Source organism: Leifsonia sp. TF02-11 (assembly GCF_017565305.1).
GTDB lineage: Bacteria > Actinomycetota > Actinomycetes > Actinomycetales > Microbacteriaceae > Leifsonia.
This window is the reverse complement of the sequence record NZ_JAGEKP010000013.1, coordinates 39,006-57,547: the sequence shown is the minus strand read 5'-3', so window position 1 is coordinate 57,547 and position 18,542 is coordinate 39,006. Positions and strand designations below refer to the sequence as shown.

The window sequence follows — 18,542 nt, the reverse complement described above, 5'->3', positions numbered from 1 at the left end:
GGGCTGCTCTCCTTCCGGGAGGCGTTCACCAGCGGTCGGGCTCCGGCTCGCGGCGGAAACGCCGACCGGTCACCCGCTCGATGTCGATGCGGACATAGCGATACTTGAGGGTGGGGATCCAGGGTTGGAGCGGACTCTTGTCGGCCTCGTCGATCTCGGACTGCTGCTCCAGTCGCCGTGCGCGGCCGTGGGCGACGACGCTCCACGCCTCGTCGTCGGTCCACCCGTCGGTCTCGAACGCCACCGTGTCGTGCACGGTCAGCTCCACCAGCTTCGTGCCGGGAGCGGTGCGGATGAGGATGCTCGAACCGTCCGAGTAGTAGTTGACCGGGTAGATGTCGGGCTCGCCGCCCACTGCGGTCGCGAGCCTGCCGAGGCTCCCGCCTTTCAGGATCTCGCGGCATTCGTCGCGGTCCAGCACGCGGACCGGGTCATCCGATGACATGGCTCTCTCCTTCCGTCGTCGTCCGGTCGATGCCGGACTCTGGCTGCACAACCGGTGCGTGCACCACGATCGTGGGCGACGACAGGTTGAGCAGGACGTCGTAGGCCACCGCTCCCAGGCTGCCCAGCTGCGCACGGGCGCGCCGCGAGTCCCCGATGACCAGGAGCTCGGCGCTCCGGGCGAGCTCGTTGAGCGCCGCACCCGCCGGCCGGCGCACTACGCGGCTGCGGATCACGATGCCCGGCTGGCGTGCGCGTGCACGTGCGACCGCTGTCGCGAGGGATCCGCGCGCTTCGTCGTCCCTCCGGAGCTGCCAGTCCCTGCGCTCGTCGTCGCTGTCGACGTCGAGCGGCGGGTGCGACTGGGAGGACCGCACGGTCATCAGCTCGCAGTGGTGCTCGCACGCGAGATCCGCGGCGAGGTCGACGGCCGCGGCGCCGGCCGGGGTGTCGTCCACGCCGACGATCACGCCGCGGCGCATTCGCGAGGCCGCCTCCGGGATGATCGCGACGGGGCCGACGGCGAGGTTCGCCAGCTGCAGGCTGCGCGAGCCGAACGCCCGGCCGTAATGGAAGCCCGTCTTGTGCGTGCCGACGACGACCATCGTCGTCTCGTCGCTGAACGACGCCAGCTCGGCCATGGGACTGCCCCTCCGCAACTCGCCGTGGATCGCCACCTCGTCGCCGAGCGATCGCGCGTAGGCGACCTCGTCCGCGAGGCGAGCCTGCGCGTCCTCGTCGACCTCGTCGATGAGGACGCTTCCCACCGCTCCCCATTCGTCGTCGGCCACATGCACGAGTGTCACACCGACACCTCGCTCACGGGCTCCCGCGACGGCCCAGCGGATGGCCGCGCGCGCCGGCACCGATCCGTCCACCCCCACGACGTAGCTCCGGATCTCCATGGGCGACACCTCCAGCAGCAGTCTCACGAGACGAGCCCGGGTCACGAAGGGTCCTTAGTCCCGCGGGACCTTCGACCCGGCCTTCAGGGGATCGGAACGATTGACTCGTCCTCGGAGTGAGACGGAGCATCGACCGGACGGGGGAGGACTCATGAAAGCGTGGCGAACGACCGGGACGGCCGGCGGGCTGCAGCAGTCCGAGGTGCCGATGCCGGCGCCCGGCGTCGACGAGGTTCTCGTTCGCGTCGAGGTGTGCGGGATCTGCCGCACCGACCTCCACGTGATCGACCACGAGATCCCGGTGCACCGCCCGTCGGTCACACCGGGTCATCAGGCGATCGGGACGGTGACCGGTGTCGGCGACCTCGTCACGTCCCTGGCACCGGGCGACCGGGTCGGTGTCGCGTGGCTGCGGCGCACCTGCGGCCAGTGCGCCTTCTGCCGGAGGGGCGCGGAGAACCTCTGCCCGAACTCCGAGTACACCGGCTGGGACGCGGACGGCGGCTTCGCCGAGTATCTCGTCGCGCCGGCCGCCTACGTCTACCCGATCGCGGCGGATGCCGATGCGCTGGAGACCGCGCCGCTGCTGTGCGCGGGGATCATCGGCTACCGGGCGCTCCAGCGCGCACAGCTCCCGCCGGGCGGCACCCTCGGCATCTACGGGTTCGGGTCGAGCGCGCACGTGACGGCGCAACTCGCGATGGCAGCGGGGGCGCGCGTGTTCGCGCTGACGCGCGGGGTGGCCAACCGCGAGCTCGCCAGGGAGCTCGGTCTCGACTTCGTCGGCGAAGAGGAGGAGGAGCCGCCGGAGCCGCTCGACTCCGCGATCGTCTTCGCCCCGGCCGGCGGACTCGTCCCCGTGGCTCTCCACGCCACCGCGAGCGGAGGGACCGTGGTGCTGGCCGGCATCGAGATGTCCGACCTGCCCCCGCTCGACTACACGGACTCGCTGTTCCGCGAGCGCGACCTGCGCACGGTCACAGCGAACACCCGGGAGGACGGCACGCGCTTCCTCGCGCTCGCCCGCAACCTCCGTCTGCGGCCGACCGTCACGGCGGTGCCGTTCGACGGCCTGGCTGACGCCATCGACGACATCCGACGCGGCAGGGCCAGCGGCTCGCTGGTGCTGCGCGTCGCCGCGTAGAAGGGAACGGCGATGCCGGAACGCACTGTTGTCTGCTGGAACGGCTCCACGGGTTCGGAGGCCGCTCTCTCGTGGGCGCTCCGCCGCGCGCGGGCCACCGGTACGGCGATCGAACTGTTCGACATCGTGGAGCAGGCGCTCTACCTCGGGGACGCCGCCGCCCTCGACCGGGCGACCGAGCAGGAGGACGACAGGCTCGACTCGCGCGTCGAGGACCTCCGGGCGGCCGACCCCGGCATCGTCGTGTCGGGAGAGCTGCTGGTCGGCGACCCGCTCGAACTGCTGACGGCGCAGAGCACCGCCGACACGCTGGTGGTCGTCGGCACCCGCCACCGCGTGGGTCCGCGCTTTCGCTACGGCTGGTCGCTCGGCGCCAAGCTCGCGACGGCCGCGGGCGGTCCCGTCGCCGTCGTCCCCGTCGAGGAGCGCGACGCCGCGGAGGCCCGATCGGGCGTCGTCGTCGGCGTCGACGGCTCGGACATCGGCCGGCTCGCACTCGCGTTCGCGGCAGCCGAGGCCGCGGCGCTCGGTCAACCGCTGACGATCGTCCACTGCTGGGTCGCACCGCTGGCGGAGCAGCCGCTGGTCGTGCCGGACGACGAGTTCGTGTACACCCAGGAGACCGAGCGCAGGGACCTGCTCGACGATCACCTGCGGACGGTTCGAGAAGCCCATCCCGAACTGGTGGTGACATCCGTCCTGCTCCGCCAGAACCCGATCTCAGGCCTGCGGGTGCAGTCGGAGCACGCGTCGATGCTCGTCGTGGGCAGCAGACGCCTGACCGGGTGGAAGCGGACGTGGCTCGGGTCGGTCTCGCACGGGCTCGTGCTCGACCTCGCCGCGCCGACGGTCGTGGTCGGGCACGACACACGGATGTCAGCGGCCTCCGCGGGAGATACACTCAGCGCGTGAGGGCCAGTCGCCTTCCCGGCCTGCGCCCGGCCCCCGCCCCGAGAGGAGGCCCGCCATCACCGGCGACGATTCGATCACCTTCCCCGACGCACCCCGCGCGGAGCTGGACCGCGCGCTCGGCGAGCTCGTCGAACAGGCCAGAAAGGTCCTCGACACTCAGGGCCGCCTGCGGGCGCTGGTGCGAGCGAACCGCGCCGTCGTCTCGCACCTCGACCTCCCCGTCGTCCTGCGGACCATCATCGAGGCGGCGGTCGAACTGGTCGGAGCCCGCTACGGGGCGCTGGGGGTGATCGCCGAGGGCGGCGGCCTGGAGCAGTTCATCCACGTCGGCATGACGGACGATGTCGTCACGCGTATCGGCCACCTCCCGGAGGGCCACGGCCTGCTCGGCGCCCTCATCGACGATCCCCGGCCGATCCGGCTCGACTCGATCGCCGACGATCCGCGTTCGTCCGGCTTCCCCGACGGGCACCCGCCGATGACGGCGTTCCTCGGCGTCCCGATCGCCGTGCGCGACGCCGTGTACGGCAACCTCTACCTCACCGATCCCGTCGCCGGAGGATTCACCGACGACGACGAACAGCTCGTGAAAGCGCTGGCCGCCAACGCGGGCTTCGCCATCGACAACGCCCGGCTCTACGCCGAGACCGTCGCCCGCCAGGCCTGGAGCGCGTCCGCGGCCGAGATGACGGCGAGCATCCTGGGCAGCGATGCGGCGCGCGCACACGAGGAGCTCGCGGCGCGCGTGGCAGCGCTCGTCGGGGCGAAGACCGCCTTCGTGATGTCCGCCGAGGAGCACGACGGCACCTTCCGGTTGCTCGGCGCGAGCGACGGCCGCGCCGTGACGACGGGCCTCGTGATCGACAACGGCCGGGTGCGGAGCGCGATCGAGGGCGCCCAGCCGACGCGGATCGACGAGCTGGACGGGCTTCCCGCCGTCATGGACGACACAGCGGGTCCCGCCCTGATCGTTCCCTTCGACGGCCGGACGGGCGAGCCGGAGATCCTGATCGCCGCGCGCACGGTCGACGACCTCCCGTTCTCCACGTTCGACCTGGAACGGACGGTGGCCTTCGCCCGGCAGGCGGCCATCGCGATGGAACTGGCCGAGGCCCGCGCCGACCGGGAGCGCGTCGTGCTGCTGGAGGATCGGGCGCGGATCGCACGCGACTTCCACGACCATGTCATCCAGCAGCTGTTCGGCACCGGGCTCGAACTGCAGAGCATCCAGTCGGAGCTCGGCCCCGGCCGCCTCGCCGAGCGGATCGAGACCACCGTGCGTTCGCTCGACGACACGATCGCGCAGATCCGCAGGGCAATCTTCTCGCTCTCGCGCCGGCAGGAGGAGACCGCGAGCCTCCGGCACCGGCTGCTCGACATCGTCCAGGAGCTCGGCGACGCGCTGCCGCGCCCGGCGACCGTCTCGTTCTCCGGTCCGGTCGACGTCGTCGCCGACCCCGGGCTCGCCGACGACATCGCCGCGTTCGTGCGGGAGGGGCTCACGAACGTCGTCCGGCACGCCGGCGCAGACACCGCGACGGTCGAGGTCGTGGCCTCCGCGGACGAGATCACGGTCGACCTGGCCGACGACGGCAGCGGGATGGCAGAGACCACCCGCCGCAGCGGCCTCCGCAACCTGAGCGAGCGCGCGCAGCGGAGATCGGGCGTGCTCGACATCGAGTCCACCGCCCGCGGCACCCGGCTGCGCCTGCGGCTGCCCGTGCCAGCGCCCGCACCTGCCAGGAGGACCCCGTGAGTCGACCGCCGATCCAGGTGTTCCTCGCCGACGACCACGAGATCGTCCGCCGCGGGATCGCCGCCCTGATCGACGCTCAGGACGACATGGAGGTCGTCGGCGAGGCCGAGACGGCGGCGCAGGCGCGCGGCCGCATCCTGGCCGTGCGCCCGGACGTCGCCGTGCTCGACGTGCGGATGCCCGACGGCAGCGGCATCGACGTCTGCCGGGCCGTGAAACAGGCCGAGCCGGGGATCCGCTGCCTCATGCTCACCGCGTACGACGACGAGGACGCCCTGCGCAGCGCGATCATCGCCGGCGCCGACGGCTATGTCGTGAAGGACATCCGGGCGAGCAGCCTCCTCGACGACATCCGCGCCGCCTTCCGCGGCAAGCGCCTGATCGACCCGCGGATCGCCGACCGCGTCACGGCGACGATGCGGGAGCAGGCGGACGATCCCCGCTTCGCCGCCCTCGGCCTCCGCGAGCGCCAGGTGCTCGCACTCATCGCCGACGGCCGCACGAACCGCCAAATCGCCGAGCGCCTCGGCCTGGCCGAGAAGACGGTGAAGAACTACGTGAGCTCGCTCCTCGCCAAGCTCGGCCTGGAGCGGCGGACGCAGGCCGCGGTGCTCCATCTCGAGCACCGCGGCCACGCCTGATCGGGGTTCGGGCTCCCGATCGGACTCCACCGGCGGCGGAGGACCTCTGGCCCTATGGAGAGCGCGGCCGTCGCTCCATGCTGAGCGTGCGGTCTCCGCACGGCCGACCGCGTCCGGACGTCGGGAAGGGTCTCGACGTCGGGCAGAGTCTCAGGGGATCGAAATGAAGGTTCGCTCGCACACACTCCGGGTCGTCGCCGCTCTGGCGGTCGCCGGGTTCCTCAGCGTGTCCCTCGGAGGAGCGGCGGCACCCGCGGCCAGCCCGCCCTCGAGCGGAGCGGGACCGCACTTCTACGGCGGTCCGACGGTCGACATCCCAGGCGCGGTCGATGGCGACGTCTACGCGGCCGGGCAGACCGTCACCATCAGCGGAGACGTGACCGGCGACGTGATCGCCGCGGCGCAGACGATCTCGATCAGCGGGCGGATCGACGGAAACGTGCGATTGGCGGCCCAGAGCGTCACCATCAGCGGCCACATCGCGCGCAGCGGCACGATTCTCGCAGGGAATCTCCTGATCGACGGCCACGGGACGGTCGGAAAGGACGTCGTCGCGACAGCGAGCACCATCGACGTCGCGGGCGCGATCGGAAGGGATCTCGTCGTCAGCGCGACCGAGCTCAGCATCGACGGGACGGTCCGCGGCGACGTGACCTACTCGAGCAGCAGCACCGCTCACATCGCGGACGGCGCTGTCGGCGGCGCGGTCACGCACGTCCAGCCGCAACAGCCGTCGCGCGTGGAGATCTCGCCCTGGGCGGCGGCGCTCGCCTGGCTCGTCGGCCTTCTCTATGCGATCGTGGCGCTCAGCCTCCTCACCGTCGTCGCCGGCCTGCTGATACCTCGCGTCCTCGGCAGCGTCACCGATCGTCTCCTGATCTCCCCCTGGCGGGCGCTGCTCGTCGGGTTCGTCGCCGCGGTCGTGGTGCCGATCGGGCTCCTCATCCTCTTCGTGACGATCGTCGGCGCTCCCCTCGCTCTCGCCGCCCTCGTGGTCTTCGCCGTGCTGACGCTGGCGACGTTCCTCGTGGGCGCCCACTACCTCGGACGCGTCATCCTGCGTCGCTCGGCGCACCCGGTGCTGCAGTCGTTCGTCGGGGGCCTGGTCCTGATCGTGGGGCTGCAGATTCCCCTGCTCAACATCCTGGTCTGGCTCGCGATGGTGTTCTTCGGCCTGGGCGCCGAGCTGCTGGAGATCCGACGCCGGCATCCCTGGAGCACGAAGCCCCGGTCGGACGGAACCGATCACCAGTCGCTGTCGTCCGCCGAACCCGGCGTGACGAAACCGTAGTCTCGGGGAGTGACCAGCACCGGGCAGGGCAGGTTCAGCAGCACGTCATGGCTGACGGACCCGAGCAGGGAGGCCACGAACCGACCCCGTCCACGCGAACCCACCACGATGGCCGCGGCACCGGCGCCGTGCTCGACGAGGGCCGCTGCCGGGTTCTGCCGCACGACGATCGGTGTGATCTTCGCCGCTCGCGCGATCGGCACGTCGGCGATCGCGTCGGGGATCACCTCGTGCTCGCGTTCGAGGAACGCCGGGTCGGCGCCTTCGCCGGAGTCCAGCGCGCGCTGCAGTGCCTCTGGCACGTCCCAGGCGTGAACGGCCTCGATCTGCGCGTCCCGCCAGCTCGCTTCCGTCACCGCCAGAGCGAGAGCCGACCGCGCGAACCCGGAGCGGTCGACGCCGACGACGACCACGTTGCGCTCCGGGCGCGGCGCGTCGGGGATCACCGCGACGGGGCAATCGGACTTCGCCGCCAGTTTCAGGGGCAGTGTCCCGATTCGGGTTCCCGGCCGGTCGGGACGCTTGTCCGTTCCGACCACCAGGAGCGCCGCCGTCGCGGACTCCCTCAGCAGTGCGTTCGCCGGCGGTCCCTCGACCCATCGGGTCTCGACGGTCACGCCCGGCGCCATCGCACGCACGTGTCCCATCGCCTCGCGAAGCCCGATGTCGACGCCGGCGTCGAGGCCGAATCGGGGGCCGAGCACGGCGCCGCCGAGGCGCGTGTCGACGGCATGCACCACCTCGAGCACGCCACCGCGCTGCGCCACTCTGTCTGTCGCCCAGTCGAGTGCCCGCCACGCCGACGACGACCCGTCGAACCCGACGACCGTGCGCCCGTCCGTGACCACGTTCACCACTCGCCTTCCCGGCGACCGACCAGCGTGTGCAGGTTCACCCGGAACACCCCGGCAGCTGCGGCCGAGCGGCCGTCGGCACCGTTCATCGCGCTCGGCATGCGGACTCCTCACCGTCGTCGTTCGCAGTCGAGCATGCTCCCCCGCCGTGCTGGCCGGTAAGGACTTTCGACCCTTGCCGCGCGGGCCGCCCGAGCGGTCGAATGGCCGCATGAGAAACCACAACGGAGGGTCCCCGCTGGGGATGCACGAGGTGCCGGCATCCGGCCGTGCCCTGGTCGTCGCGGTCGTCGCCTGGAGCCTCGCCTGGAAGGGCGCGTCGCTGTGGCGCGCGGCCAGGAACGGCAGCAAGCCCTGGTTCGTGACCCTGCTGCTGACCAACACGCTCGGCGTGCTCGACGCCGTGTACCTGTTCGGCGTCGACCGCCACCATCGCAGGGACGAGTTGGACGAGCTCGCGATCCTGGAGGTCACGGGCGAGCCGGAGCAGGGCGGTCACCCGCAGGAGACCTGAGCGCCGGCGACCGACCCGCGGGACCTTCGGCCCGTTCCGCGTGCCGCCCGCGGACGGATGCTGACGGTGACGGAGGAGGTCACCGTGGACATCGTCGCAAGCGCGCCGGGCATCTACGTGGGCTGGGGCGCGTTCACCATCCAGCTCGGCAACCTGATCGTGATCGTGGTGATGCTGGTGCTGTTCGCGCTGGCACTGCTGCTCCCGTTCCCGAAGGCGCGGCGCCGGCGATGAGCACGCAGGAACGGCAGAGCCCGCCGCGTGCGCAGGGCGCGCAGAGCCCGGAGAGCCCGGAGAGCCCGCAGGAGGAGATCTACACCTGGACGGGCCGGACGCGGCGCTGGCTGCTGAAGCGGTTGCCGCCGCAGAAGCTGCTGCCGCAGGACCAGCCGAGCTACGTGTCGTCGTGGATCTACGTGTTCGGAATGGCCTCCCTCGCCGCGCTCGGCGTCGTGATCATCTCCGGGCTCGTGCTCAGCCTCAACGGTCCGCAGTGGTATCACACGTCCGGCCTCGGGCATTTCACGAACTCCGTGCACCTGTGGAGCGTCGAGCTGTTCTTCCTGCTGATGGTCGTCCACCTGTGGGGCAAGTACTGGATGGCCGCGTGGCGTGGCGGAAGGGTGCTCACCTGGATCACCGGGGTGATCGCGTTCGCGGTGTCGATCGCGGCCGCGTTCACCGGCTACCTGCTGCAGACGAACTTCGACGCGCAGTGGATCGCCTTCGAGGGCAAGGATGCGCTCAACGCGGTCGGAATCGGTGCGTGGTTCGACGTCGCCGACCTCGGGCAGATGTTCGCCTGGCACATCGTGCTGCTGCCGATCGGCGTCGGCGCGATCGTCGTGCTGCACGTCCTCCTCGTCCGCGTCCACGGTGTCGTCCCCCCGATCGACGCCGCCGAGGACGACGATCAGGTCGTCCACCCCTGGAACGAATCGGAGGGGCCGCGATGACGCGCAGGCCGAGCATGACCTGGAAGGCAGGGCACGACCTCGCCAGCCGGCCGTGGCAGGGCCGCGTCCGCGACTACGACCTGTTCAAGGAGGTCCTCATCGGGTTCGTCGTCGTCGCAGCCGTCACGCTCGGGCTCGCTGGAGTGTTCGGATCGCCCGACGAGCCGCCGGTCACGTTCGCCGCGTGGTCGTCGAACGACCCTGTCGACTTCGCCGCCACCGCGACCGCCGAGCTGGGCGGAACGAGCGCGACCGCGCAGTACGGACCGCCGTACAACGACACGCACGGCGCCACCCAGACGCTCGGGCCGATCGACCTGCAGAGCCTCTCCGGCGTGCGGCTGCCGATCGATACGGCGAAGGTCTTCGTCATCGGGCCGCTGCAGACGCTCACGTCCGCGCCGTCCGCCGTCGCGCGCTGGACCTCGGCCTCTGCCGCGCAGCAGGCGCGATGGACCGACGCGTACGCCAAAGCCCTCGCCGCCGACACCGGGCACAGCCTGCCGAGACCGACAGCGGCCGAAGGGCCGGTGCCCGCGATGATCGCGTCGTTGAGCGCGATGGCGCGCAGCGGCGGCCTCGACGGCGCCCTCGCCGGCCAAGGCGGCTTCTACCCGCTGAACCGCACCTCAGCCATCCTGTTCCTCGGCGACGGCCAGTACTTCAACGACCTCGCAGCGCATCAGCACCTCACCGGTGATCAGTGGGGGATGATGAACGAGACCGGGAACACGCCGGGCCAGGCCTGGCTCTGGCTGTTCTCGTTCTTCTATCAGATCGAGCCGTTCGCCTCGCTGCCGAACGTCGACCTCGTCGTCGTGCTGATCATGGCGGCGCTGACGCTGCTGCTCGCGCTGCTGCCGTTCATCCCGGGGCTACGCACGATCCCGCGCTGGATCCCGCTGCACCGCGTGATCTGGCGCGACTACTACCGGGCGACCGGTGCGAGCAGCGCCAGCCCCGGCGCCGATCAGGCTGGCGGCGATCAGGCCGCCGCGAGCGCGCGGGCGCGCGACGAGACACCCGCTGCCCACGTGCGGTAGCCGCCGTCGAGGTTGACGACATCGAAGCCGTGCTGGGCGAGGATCCGCGCCGCGGTGTGACCGCGTTGGCCGACCTGGCAGTGCACGACGACGGGGGCGTCCGGCAGCTCGGCCAGCCGGTCGCGCAGCTCGTCGACCGGGATGTTCACCGCACCGGGGATGGCGCCGGTCGCGTGCTCAGTGGCAGTGCGCACGTCGACCACCATCGTTCCGGCCTCCTGCGCCGCGGCCAGCTCGTGCCACTGCAGCACGCGCGTGGCACCGCTGCGGAGGTTGTCGGCGACATAGCCGAGTTGATTGACCGGGTCTTTCGCTGAGCCGAACTGCGGGGCGTACGCGAGCTCGAGCCGCGCCAGCCCCGACGCCGCGATGCCGCCGGCCATCGCGACCGCGATCACGTCGATGCGCTTGTCGACGCCCTCGCCGCCGACGATCTGGGCTCCGAGGATGGCGTCGGTCGCCGGGTCGACGAGCAGTTTCATCGACATCGTCTGCGCGCCGGGGTAGTAGGTCGCGTGCGATGCCGGATGCGTGTGGATGACGCGGTGGTCCCGGCCGGCGGCCCGCAGCTGCCGCTCGCTCCAGCCGACCTTGGCGGCGACGGTGTCGAAGACGTTCACGATCGCCGTGCCCAGCGCCGGCGTGTTGCGCTCCGCACGACCGGCGATCACATCGGCCACCGATCGGCCGTGCCGGTTGGCGAGACCGGCCATGGTCACCAGGGCGGCCTCGCCCGACAGCGCGTCCACCTTCTCGACGCCGTCGCCCACCGCGAGGATGTGCGCGTCGCTCGTGCGGTTGCTCTCGTCGACCGCGATGCCGCCGGTCGGGCCCAGCCGGAGACCGGCGGAGCGGGCGAGGTCGACGCTCGGCGCGACACCGGCGGCATCGACGATGAAGTCGGGCCGCAGCACGCTTCCGTCGCTCAGGAGGACGGCGCCGCTCTCGACCGTGTCGATGGTCACCGACGTGCGCACATCGACGTTGTGCGCGAGCAACTCGGCCTCCACCGGGACGACCATCTCGGGGTCGAGCGGGGTCAGCAGGTGCGGGCCGCGCTGGACGAGGGTGACCCGGATGCCGCGGCGCACCAGGTTCTCCACGGCCTCCAGCCCGATGAAGCCGCCGCCGACGACCAGGGCGGAGGGCTGCTCGCCGGCCGCGGCCACCAGCGCGCCGATCGCGTCCACGTCCTCCACCGTGCGCAGCGTGTGCGTGGGGATCGAAGAGTGCTCGACCGCCGCGCGCGCTGCGGCGCCGACGGCCAGGATCAGCTCGTCGTAGCTCTCCACGAACGTGTCGCCGCTCGCCAGGTCGAGCACGGTGACGGTGCGTCGGGCGGCGTCGATCGAGAGCACGTCGTGCCCGGTGCGCACGTCGAGGCGGAACCGCGCAGCGAGGGAGTGCGGCGTCTGCAGCAGCAGCGACGACCGGTCGGGGATCACTCCCCCCACGAAGTACGGGAGGCCGCAATTGGCGTACGAGACGTAGGGTCCGCGCTCGAAGACGACGATCTGCGCGGTCTCGTCCAGTCGGCGCAGCCGGGTCGCGGCCGACATGCCACCGGCGACGCCGCCGACGATCACGATCTTCATTGTGGGTCCTCTCGATGCGATTGCGTATACCCCCCGGTGTATCGTACTATACCTCCGGGGGTATCCCGAATCCCCCGAGAGGACCCACCATGTGTTACCCCGTCACCTGTTCGACCTGCGGCAAGACGACCTGGAACGGCTGCGGCCAGCACGTCGACGACGTGCGGCATCGTGTCCCCGCGGCGCAGTGGTGCGCCGGTCACCAGGACGCCCCCTTCGACGCCGCCACCGCGGGCGGCACAGGATTCTTCGGCCGCCTGTTCGGGCGGAGCTGATCGTGGCCCGCACGCCCGCCGACACCAAGCCCGTGCTCAACCGCCTGCGCCGCGCGCAGGGTCAACTCGGCGCGGTGATCGCAGCGGTCGAGAACGGCGGCTCGTGCCGCGACGTGGTCATCCAGCTCGCGGCCGTCTCCAGCGCGCTCGACAAGGCCGGGTTCCAGATCATCGCCACCGCGATGCAGAAGTGCCTCGACGATCCGGACGACACGACCGACCCGATGACGGTCGAGGAGCTTCAGAAGCTCTTCATGACGCTGGCGTAGCCCGCGCCGGCCGGTCCGTCTGCTGACGCCGCGCGACAGCGGCGATCGACACCGCGGAGGTCGCGACGCTGACCAGCGCTCCGAGCAGGATCGCGCCGCCCTCACCCGGCGCCAGCGTGTTCGTCTCGAGACCGAGAGTGACCGCCGCGACCGGCACCCCGAGCTGCCCGGCCGAAGCGACCGCCTGCGCCCAGGGCAGACCGGTCGCCCGCGAGGCCAGGTGCGCCAGCACCGCGCCGGCGCCGAGAGCGAGGCCGAGCAGGATCATCGCCGGGTGCGCGACGAGCTCGCGCAGGTCGAGCGAGGCGCCCAGCCACACGAAGAACAGCGGACCGAAGAAGCCCTCCGTCATCCCGAACAGCTGGCGGGCGAGCCGATGCGGCTCTCCCACGGCCGACAGCAGCAGCCCGAGCGCGAAGCCCGCGATCATGATCGACAGGTGCGCGAACTGCGCGATGGCGGCGAACGAGAACAGCACCAGGAGACTGACCCGCAGCTCCAGCGCGAAGCGTCGCCGCTCGGAGTACGCGTGGACGAGCTGACGCCGGCCCGAGCGGACGAACCGGATCATGACGACGCCGAGGGCGACGGTGACGACGGCGATCACCAGCAGGCCGATCCCGGCGGAGAGCGCCCGCGCCGGCTCGATCACGAGCGGGAGCAGCACGACGCACACGACGTCCGCCACAGCGATCTGCGCGACCAGCTGCGCCGCCGACCGCTTGCCGATGCCGACCGACTGCAGCATCGGCAGCACGAGCGCCGCGGACGATGAGGCCAGCAGCACGCCGTAGAGCAGCCCATGACCCGAGTGCGACACCAGGACGAGCAGAGCGGCCAGCACCGCGGAGGCCGCACCGACCGCCGCCGCGCCCAGGGCGCCGCGCGCGAAGGCGGCGCGCACATCCGGATCGCGCAGCGGCACCTGCGAGCCGACCACGACCATCGTCAGGCCGAAGCCGATCTGCGCGAGGAGGGTGAAGTCGTCGTTCGCGGGGTCGACGAGCCGGAATCCCGACGTGCCGATGACGAGGCCACCCACGAGCTCTCCGACCACCACCGGCACGCGCCAGCGCGCCCGGGCCGACGCGATCGGACCGAGCAGGCCGACCGCGACCACCAGTGCGAGCAGGGCGAAACTCATGAGGGAACCGTAGCGGGAGGGAAGGGCCCGTGCGCGACGACACCCGCCGAGCGCGCCAGAGCCAGTGCATAGCCGATCCTCAACCGACTTTCAGCCCACGTAAGAATGCACAAAGATTCGACCGGCATCGTTGGAGTCATGGCAGAGACCTGGGCCGCCGCGACGGCCCCCTCTACGACCCCCGCACGGCGGCCGCGCCGCGGCACGGCCGTGCGGCATCGGCGCAGTGCGCGCACGGTGCGGGTCGTGCTCGTGGCCAGCGTCGTCGCAGTGCTCGGGATGTGGTGGTTCAGCGTCCCCGCGAACTTCGCCTCCACCCCGGCCAACGCGATCACCTCGATCGGCGAGCTGAGCGGGATGGTCGGCGCTCTGCTGGTCTGCTACCAGGTGCTGCTGATCGCACGGATCCCGTGGTTCGAGAACGCGGTCGGACTCGACAAACTCGTGTCCTGGCACCGGTCGCTCGGCGCGTCCGTTATCTTCCTCATCGTCGTGCACGTCGTCTTCATCGTGCTGGGCACCGAGGTGGTCGACAAGACGACGCCGTGGGACGAGTTCTGGAACGTCTACTACTCCTACCCCGACATGTTCCCCGCGCTGGTCGGCACCGTCGCGTTCCTGGCGGTCGGGCTCAGCAGCGCCCGCCTGATCCGGACGAAGCTGTCGTACGAGGTCTGGTACTGGCTGCACGTCACGACCTACGTCGCGATCTTCCTCACCTTCCTGCACCAGCTCAGCGGCGGCGCCCACTTCGTGTCGAACCCCCTCAACCGAGTGCTCTGGATCGCGCTCTACCTCGGCACCGCGTCCGCCGTGCTGACCTGGCGGTTCATCCTCCCGACGATGGACGCCTGGCAGCGCCGGATGCGCGTCGCCGCCGTCGTGCCGGAGGGGCACGGCCTCAACAGCGTCTGGCTCACCGGCCCGCACATCGATCGGCTGGGCGTCCGGGCGGGCAACTTCCTGCTGTTCCGTTTCCTCGCGTGGGGACACCTGGGCACGGCGCACCCGTACTCGGTGTCCGCCGTCCCTTCGGACGGCCGCCTCCGGATCACGGTCGGCACGCTCGGCGACCACTCGAGCCGCTTGGCGGCGCTCAAGCCCGGCACCCTGGTCTTCGCGGAGGGACCGTTCGGCCACTTCACCGCCGACCGCGCCAGCCGCGGCAAGATCCTCCTCGTCGCGGGCGGAGCCGGCATCGGGCCGATCCGCGCCCTCGCCGAGGACCTGGTCGCCCGCGGCGCCCGGCCGGTCGTGCTCTACCGGGTGAGCAGGCCGGAACAGCTCGCGCTGCTGGACGAACTCACCTCGATGCCCGGCGTCACCGTGTACCCGCTGGTCGGCCGCCGCGCCGAGCTCGGCTACGACCCGCTCGGCCCCGGCTACCTCGCGCGGATCATCCCCGACGCGCACAATTGGGAGGCCTTCATCTGCGGGCCGGAGGGGATGGCGGAGCACGTGGAGTCCAGCCTGAAGCAGCTGCGGATGCCCAAGCGCTTCATCCACCGGGAAGAACTGAGCATGTCATGACCGAACGGAGCCCTCATGAATAGCAAGTCGTGGCGGGGCACGATCCTCTTCACCGTCATCCTCGTGACGATGGGCGCGACCGTCGGCCTCAAGCTGTACGGCGTCGGCGAGCAGGCGTCCAGCGCGCAGACCTCTGTGCACGTGTCGACCTCGGCGTCGGGCTCGACGACCTCCACATCGCCGAGCGCGACCAGCACGCCGAGTGCGGCTGCGACCGCTTCGCCCAGCGCGACCGCCTCCGCTCCCGCGGCCTCCGCCGCGTCGGCCACCAAGACCGTCACCGGTTCGGCCGTCGACACCCGGTACGGGCCGGTGCAGGTGAAGGTGACGTTCTCGGGCACGACGATCACCGCGGTCGACACCGTGCAGTACCCGAGCGAGAGCGGGCGCGACGTCGAGATCAACTCGCAGGCGCTGCCGATCCTGCAGCAGGAGACGCTGTCGAAGCAGTCGGCGCAGATCGACACCGTCTCCGGGGCGACCTACACCTCGGAGGGCTACATCCAGTCGCTGCAGTCGGCGATCGACCAGCGATGAGGTTCCTGGAGACCGTCATGGGCATCCCCATGTCGATCGACGTGCGCGACGCACGCGACCCGCTCGTCGTGACGCGGGCCGCCGAGCGCGCGTTCGCCGTGCTGCGGGCGGCCGACGAACGCTTCAGCGCCCACCGGCCGGACAGCGAGCTCAGCCGCGTCAACGCGCACGGGGGCGACCTCGACGGGGTGAGCGGCGACTTCCGGGAGGTGGTGGAGCTCGGCGCGGCGCTGGCGGAGGCCTCGGGCGGCGCATTCCGCATCCGCAGGCCGGACGGCGGCTGGGACCTCGACGGCGTCGTGAAGGGCTGGGCCGCCGACCGGGCGGCGCACGCGCTCGCCGACGACGGCCTGCACGACTACTGCCTCAACGCCGGCGGGGACGTGGCCCTCGCCGGCAGCCCGGGCGACGGCCGGCCCTGGCACGTCGCGGTGCGCTCCCCCGACAGCGCGAACGACCTACTGGCCGTGCTGGAAGTGAGGGACGGCGGCGTCGCGACGTCGGGCGCCTACGAACGCGGCGCCCACATCGTCGACGGGCGCACCGGGGCGCCCGCGACGCAACTGCGCAGCGCGACGGTCGTCGCCGACGACCTGACCACGGCCGATTTGCTGGCGACGGCCGTGTTCGCGCTCGGCCCGCACGGGGTGCGCTGGGCGCTCGGTCAGGGCGCTCGCGCCGTGCTGGCCGTCGCTGCCGACGGAACGCTGCTCGGGGTCGGCGAGCTGGCCTTCGCGCGCGAAGACGCCGAGCAGTGAGCGCAGAGACTCCGGAGGCGGCCTCCTATGCTGTGGGCATGAGCGCAGCCTCCCGCACCGAAAGCCCCCGTGTGCTGGTCGCCGAGGACGACAGCCGCCTCGCGGGCATGCTCAAGACGCTGCTGCGCTCGGACGGGTACGACGTGGAGGTCGCCCGCGACGGCCAGCGCGCGCTGCACCTCGGGCTCACCGAGTCGTTCGACGCGGTCGTGCTCGACCGCGGCCTCCCCGCCGTCGACGGGCTCGGCGTGCTGGCCGGACTGCGCAACAGCGGCGTGACGACGCCCGTGCTGATCCTCTCTGCGCTCGGCACCGCACCCGACCGCGTCGACGGGCTGAACGCGGGAGCCGAGGACTACCTCGCCAAGCCGTTCGACATCGACGAGCTGCTGGCGCGGGTGCGCGGCCTGGTCCGGCGCGCGTGGTCGAACGTGCCGACGGTACGGTTTCCCGGCGGAAGGCTCGACGTGGGCAGCCGCACGGTGACACTCGACGGCGGCGGGCGCACCGTGCTCTCCGACCGGGAGGCCGGCCTCCTCGAACTGCTCGCCCGGCGACCGGACCAGGTCTTTTCACGCGGCGTGCTGCTCGACGAGGTGTTCGCGGACGCCGACGACCCCGGCGTGGTCGACACCTACGTGCACCACCTGCGCAAGAAGTTCGGGCGCGCGCTCATCGAGACCGTGCGCGGCGTCGGCTACCGCCTGGGCGGCCTGGAATGAGGGCCGACCAGCGCGAACTGCGGGCGGCCTCCACCCGGTTGGCGGTGCAGTTCGCGCTCGTCATCGTCGCGCTCTTCACGGTGCTCGGCGGCGTCGCGTACTTCGTCGTCACGACCGGCCAGAACGAGGCAGCGCACCGCGCGCTGGCCGACGCCTCGATGGTCGACTCGGTGCACGACGCACCCCGCGACCTCCTGATCACGGTCGTGATGCCGGACGGCAGCAGGGACAGTTCGCCACAGCTCCCTAGGGGTCTGCCGGACGAGACCGCGCTGCAGGACGTCATCCGCAACGGCGGCTCGCGGCTGGAGACCGTGCAGGCGGGCGGGCGGAGCTACCTGACCCAGACCGACGTGCGTCGCGGCAAAGTCGTCCAGGTCTCGTACGGGCTCGGCGAGCAGGAGGAGGAGCAGGACCGGCTGATCGTCGCGCTCGTCGTCTCCGGCCTGATCGCGGCGGTCGCGGCGGCGGGCATCGGCCTCCTGCTCGCGCGCCGCTCGATGCGCCCGATGTCGGAGGCGCTCGCACTGCAGCGGCGGTTCGTCGCCGACGCCGGCCACGAGCTGCGGACGCCGCTCACCCTGTTGAGCACGCGAGCGCAGCTGCTGCGGCGCCGCCTCGCCGGCGGCGACGCGTCGGCGTCGGCCGAGGACATCCGCGACGGGCTCGACGAGATCGTCGACGACAGCAGGGCGCTCACCGAGATCGTCGAGGACCTCCTCACCGCGGCAGACCCGCGGCAGAGCGCGGCGGCGGAGGGCGTCGACCTCGGCGCACTCGCAGCGGCGGTGGCGCGCTCGGCCGAAGGGCGTGCCCACGAGCGCGGCATCGCGATCACGACGCGCGCGGCGCAGGACGCGGTGGTCACCGGGGCTCCGGTCTCGCTGCGGCGGCTCATCGTCGCGCTGGTCGACAACGCGCTCGACCACGCGGCGTCCCGGATCGGAGTCGACGTGTCGGCCTCCCGCGACGCGGTGACGCTGACGGTGACCGACGACGGTGCCGGGTTCGTCGACGAGGAGCACGCGTTCGACCGCTTCGCCTCCACGCGGGCGGCGACAGGCGACGCGGGCCACGAACGGCACTACGGGCTCGGCCTGGCGCTGGTCGCGGAGGTCGTGGACCGGCACGGCGGCACGGTGGCGGCGGCGGGTGCACCGGGTGGCGGCGCGGAGGTCGTCGTGCGGTTGCCGCGGGCACGCGGTGAACGCGGCGGCAGCGCCGGTACCGCCGGTACCGCAGAATGAAGGAG

21 protein-coding genes are annotated in these 18,542 nt (G+C 71.7%); 16 read left to right on the top strand and 5 right to left on the bottom strand.

All coding sequences use genetic code 11. The features are described 5' to 3' along the window. Nucleotides 1–25 precede the first annotated feature (25 nt). Nucleotides 26–445, bottom strand: a complete 420-nt coding sequence (locus JNB50_RS16005; RefSeq protein ID WP_208041180.1) for a pyridoxamine 5'-phosphate oxidase family protein — start codon at nucleotides 443–445, stop codon at nucleotides 26–28. Then, nucleotides 432–1,394, bottom strand: a complete 963-nt coding sequence (locus JNB50_RS16000) for a universal stress protein (RefSeq protein WP_307794755.1) — start codon at nucleotides 1,392–1,394, stop codon at nucleotides 432–434. Before JNB50_RS16000 ends, JNB50_RS16005 begins: the two co-directional genes overlap by 14 nt. A gap of 106 nt (nucleotides 1,395–1,500) precedes the next feature. On the opposite strand from JNB50_RS16000, the gene JNB50_RS15995 reads away from it, so the two are divergent. The 5 genes from JNB50_RS15995 to JNB50_RS15975 all read left to right on the top strand — a co-directional run bounded on the left by JNB50_RS15995 (nucleotide 1,501) and on the right by JNB50_RS15975 (nucleotide 7,093). Next, nucleotides 1,501–2,493 carry a zinc-binding alcohol dehydrogenase family protein gene (locus tag JNB50_RS15995; protein WP_208041179.1) on the top strand — a complete coding sequence of 331 codons (993 nt, stop codon included), beginning with the start codon at nucleotides 1,501–1,503 and terminating at the stop codon, nucleotides 2,491–2,493. A 12-nt stretch (nucleotides 2,494–2,505) separates the two neighbouring features. Continuing rightward, a complete protein-coding gene (locus JNB50_RS15990) occupies nucleotides 2,506–3,405 on the top strand; it encodes a universal stress protein (protein ID WP_208041178.1) in 900 nt (299 codons plus the stop codon). Between the two features lie 178 nt (nucleotides 3,406–3,583). Next, nucleotides 3,584–5,161 carry a GAF domain-containing protein gene (locus JNB50_RS15985; protein ID WP_307794754.1) on the top strand — a complete coding sequence of 526 codons (1,578 nt, stop codon included), beginning with the start codon at nucleotides 3,584–3,586 and terminating at the stop codon, nucleotides 5,159–5,161. Further along, a complete protein-coding gene (locus tag JNB50_RS15980) occupies nucleotides 5,158–5,802 on the top strand; it encodes a response regulator transcription factor (RefSeq protein WP_208041177.1) in 645 nt (214 codons plus the stop codon). The genes JNB50_RS15985 and JNB50_RS15980 overlap by 4 nt, the downstream gene beginning before the upstream one ends. A 163-nt stretch (nucleotides 5,803–5,965) precedes the next feature. Beyond that, nucleotides 5,966–7,093, top strand: coding sequence for a polymer-forming cytoskeletal protein (locus JNB50_RS15975; RefSeq protein WP_208041176.1), 1,128 nt, complete (start codon nucleotides 5,966–5,968; stop codon nucleotides 7,091–7,093). On the opposite strand, the gene JNB50_RS25810 is transcribed toward JNB50_RS15975, so the two are convergent. Next, entirely contained in the window at nucleotides 7,048–7,947 is a 900-nt protein-coding gene (locus JNB50_RS25810; protein ID WP_307794753.1) for a universal stress protein, read from the bottom strand. The genes JNB50_RS15975 and JNB50_RS25810 overlap by 46 nt on opposite strands. A gap of 211 nt (nucleotides 7,948–8,158) precedes the next feature. Here JNB50_RS25810 and JNB50_RS15965 point away from each other — a divergent pair, with 211 nt between their 5' ends. The 4 genes from JNB50_RS15965 to JNB50_RS15950 all read left to right on the top strand — a co-directional run bounded on the left by JNB50_RS15965 (nucleotide 8,159) and on the right by JNB50_RS15950 (nucleotide 10,460). Beyond that, nucleotides 8,159–8,461 (top strand): DUF5652 family protein, encoded by a 303-nt coding sequence (locus JNB50_RS15965; RefSeq protein ID WP_243768557.1) that lies wholly within the window; start codon nucleotides 8,159–8,161, stop codon nucleotides 8,459–8,461. A gap of 84 nt (nucleotides 8,462–8,545) precedes the next feature. After that, nucleotides 8,546–8,695 (top strand): hypothetical protein, encoded by a 150-nt coding sequence (locus JNB50_RS15960; RefSeq protein WP_208041174.1) that lies wholly within the window; start codon nucleotides 8,546–8,548, stop codon nucleotides 8,693–8,695. Beyond that, a complete protein-coding gene (locus JNB50_RS15955; RefSeq protein WP_208041173.1) occupies nucleotides 8,692–9,417 on the top strand; it encodes a cytochrome b N-terminal domain-containing protein in 726 nt (241 codons plus the stop codon). Before JNB50_RS15960 ends, JNB50_RS15955 begins: the two co-directional genes overlap by 4 nt. After that, on the top strand, nucleotides 9,414–10,460 hold the full coding sequence (locus tag JNB50_RS15950; protein WP_208041172.1) for a hypothetical protein: 1,047 nt from the start codon (nucleotides 9,414–9,416) through the stop codon (nucleotides 10,458–10,460). Before JNB50_RS15955 ends, JNB50_RS15950 begins: the two co-directional genes overlap by 4 nt. Here the strand turns inward: JNB50_RS15950 and JNB50_RS15945 are convergent. Further along, nucleotides 10,403–12,055 (bottom strand): FAD-dependent oxidoreductase, encoded by a 1,653-nt coding sequence (locus JNB50_RS15945; RefSeq protein WP_208041171.1) that lies wholly within the window; start codon nucleotides 12,053–12,055, stop codon nucleotides 10,403–10,405. The genes JNB50_RS15950 and JNB50_RS15945 overlap by 58 nt on opposite strands. 89 nt (nucleotides 12,056–12,144) lie before the next feature. On the opposite strand from JNB50_RS15945, the gene JNB50_RS15940 reads away from it, so the two are divergent. Further along, entirely contained in the window at nucleotides 12,145–12,330 is a 186-nt protein-coding gene (locus tag JNB50_RS15940; protein ID WP_208041170.1) for a hypothetical protein, read from the top strand. Between the two features lie 2 nt (nucleotides 12,331–12,332). Further along, nucleotides 12,333–12,599 (top strand): metal-sensitive transcriptional regulator, encoded by a 267-nt coding sequence (locus tag JNB50_RS15935; RefSeq protein ID WP_208041169.1) that lies wholly within the window; start codon nucleotides 12,333–12,335, stop codon nucleotides 12,597–12,599. Here the strand turns inward: JNB50_RS15935 and JNB50_RS15930 are convergent. Then, the gene (locus JNB50_RS15930) at nucleotides 12,583–13,743 is read right to left on the bottom strand and encodes a cation:proton antiporter (RefSeq protein WP_208041168.1); all 1,161 of its coding nucleotides are present in this window, start codon (nucleotides 13,741–13,743) and stop codon (nucleotides 12,583–12,585) included. The two genes, JNB50_RS15935 and JNB50_RS15930, sit on opposite strands and share 17 nt — an antisense overlap. Before the next feature lie 138 nt (nucleotides 13,744–13,881). Here JNB50_RS15930 and JNB50_RS15925 point away from each other — a divergent pair, with 138 nt between their 5' ends. From JNB50_RS15925 to JNB50_RS15905, 5 genes are read left to right on the top strand one after another with little or no spacing between them, the layout of a single operon-like run. Continuing rightward, on the top strand, nucleotides 13,882–15,273 hold the full coding sequence (locus tag JNB50_RS15925; RefSeq protein ID WP_208041167.1) for a ferric reductase-like transmembrane domain-containing protein: 1,392 nt from the start codon (nucleotides 13,882–13,884) through the stop codon (nucleotides 15,271–15,273). Between the two features lie 15 nt (nucleotides 15,274–15,288). Next, entirely contained in the window at nucleotides 15,289–15,810 is a 522-nt protein-coding gene (locus tag JNB50_RS15920) for an FMN-binding protein (RefSeq protein ID WP_208041166.1), read from the top strand. Continuing rightward, a complete protein-coding gene (locus JNB50_RS15915) occupies nucleotides 15,807–16,568 on the top strand; it encodes an FAD:protein FMN transferase (RefSeq protein WP_208041165.1) in 762 nt (253 codons plus the stop codon). The genes JNB50_RS15920 and JNB50_RS15915 overlap by 4 nt, the downstream gene beginning before the upstream one ends. Before the next feature lie 38 nt (nucleotides 16,569–16,606). Next, nucleotides 16,607–17,290, top strand: coding sequence for a response regulator transcription factor (locus JNB50_RS15910; protein WP_243768556.1), 684 nt, complete (start codon nucleotides 16,607–16,609; stop codon nucleotides 17,288–17,290). Further along, a complete protein-coding gene (locus tag JNB50_RS15905; RefSeq protein WP_208041164.1) occupies nucleotides 17,287–18,537 on the top strand; it encodes a HAMP domain-containing sensor histidine kinase in 1,251 nt (416 codons plus the stop codon). Before JNB50_RS15910 ends, JNB50_RS15905 begins: the two co-directional genes overlap by 4 nt. Nucleotides 18,538–18,542 lie beyond the last annotated feature (5 nt).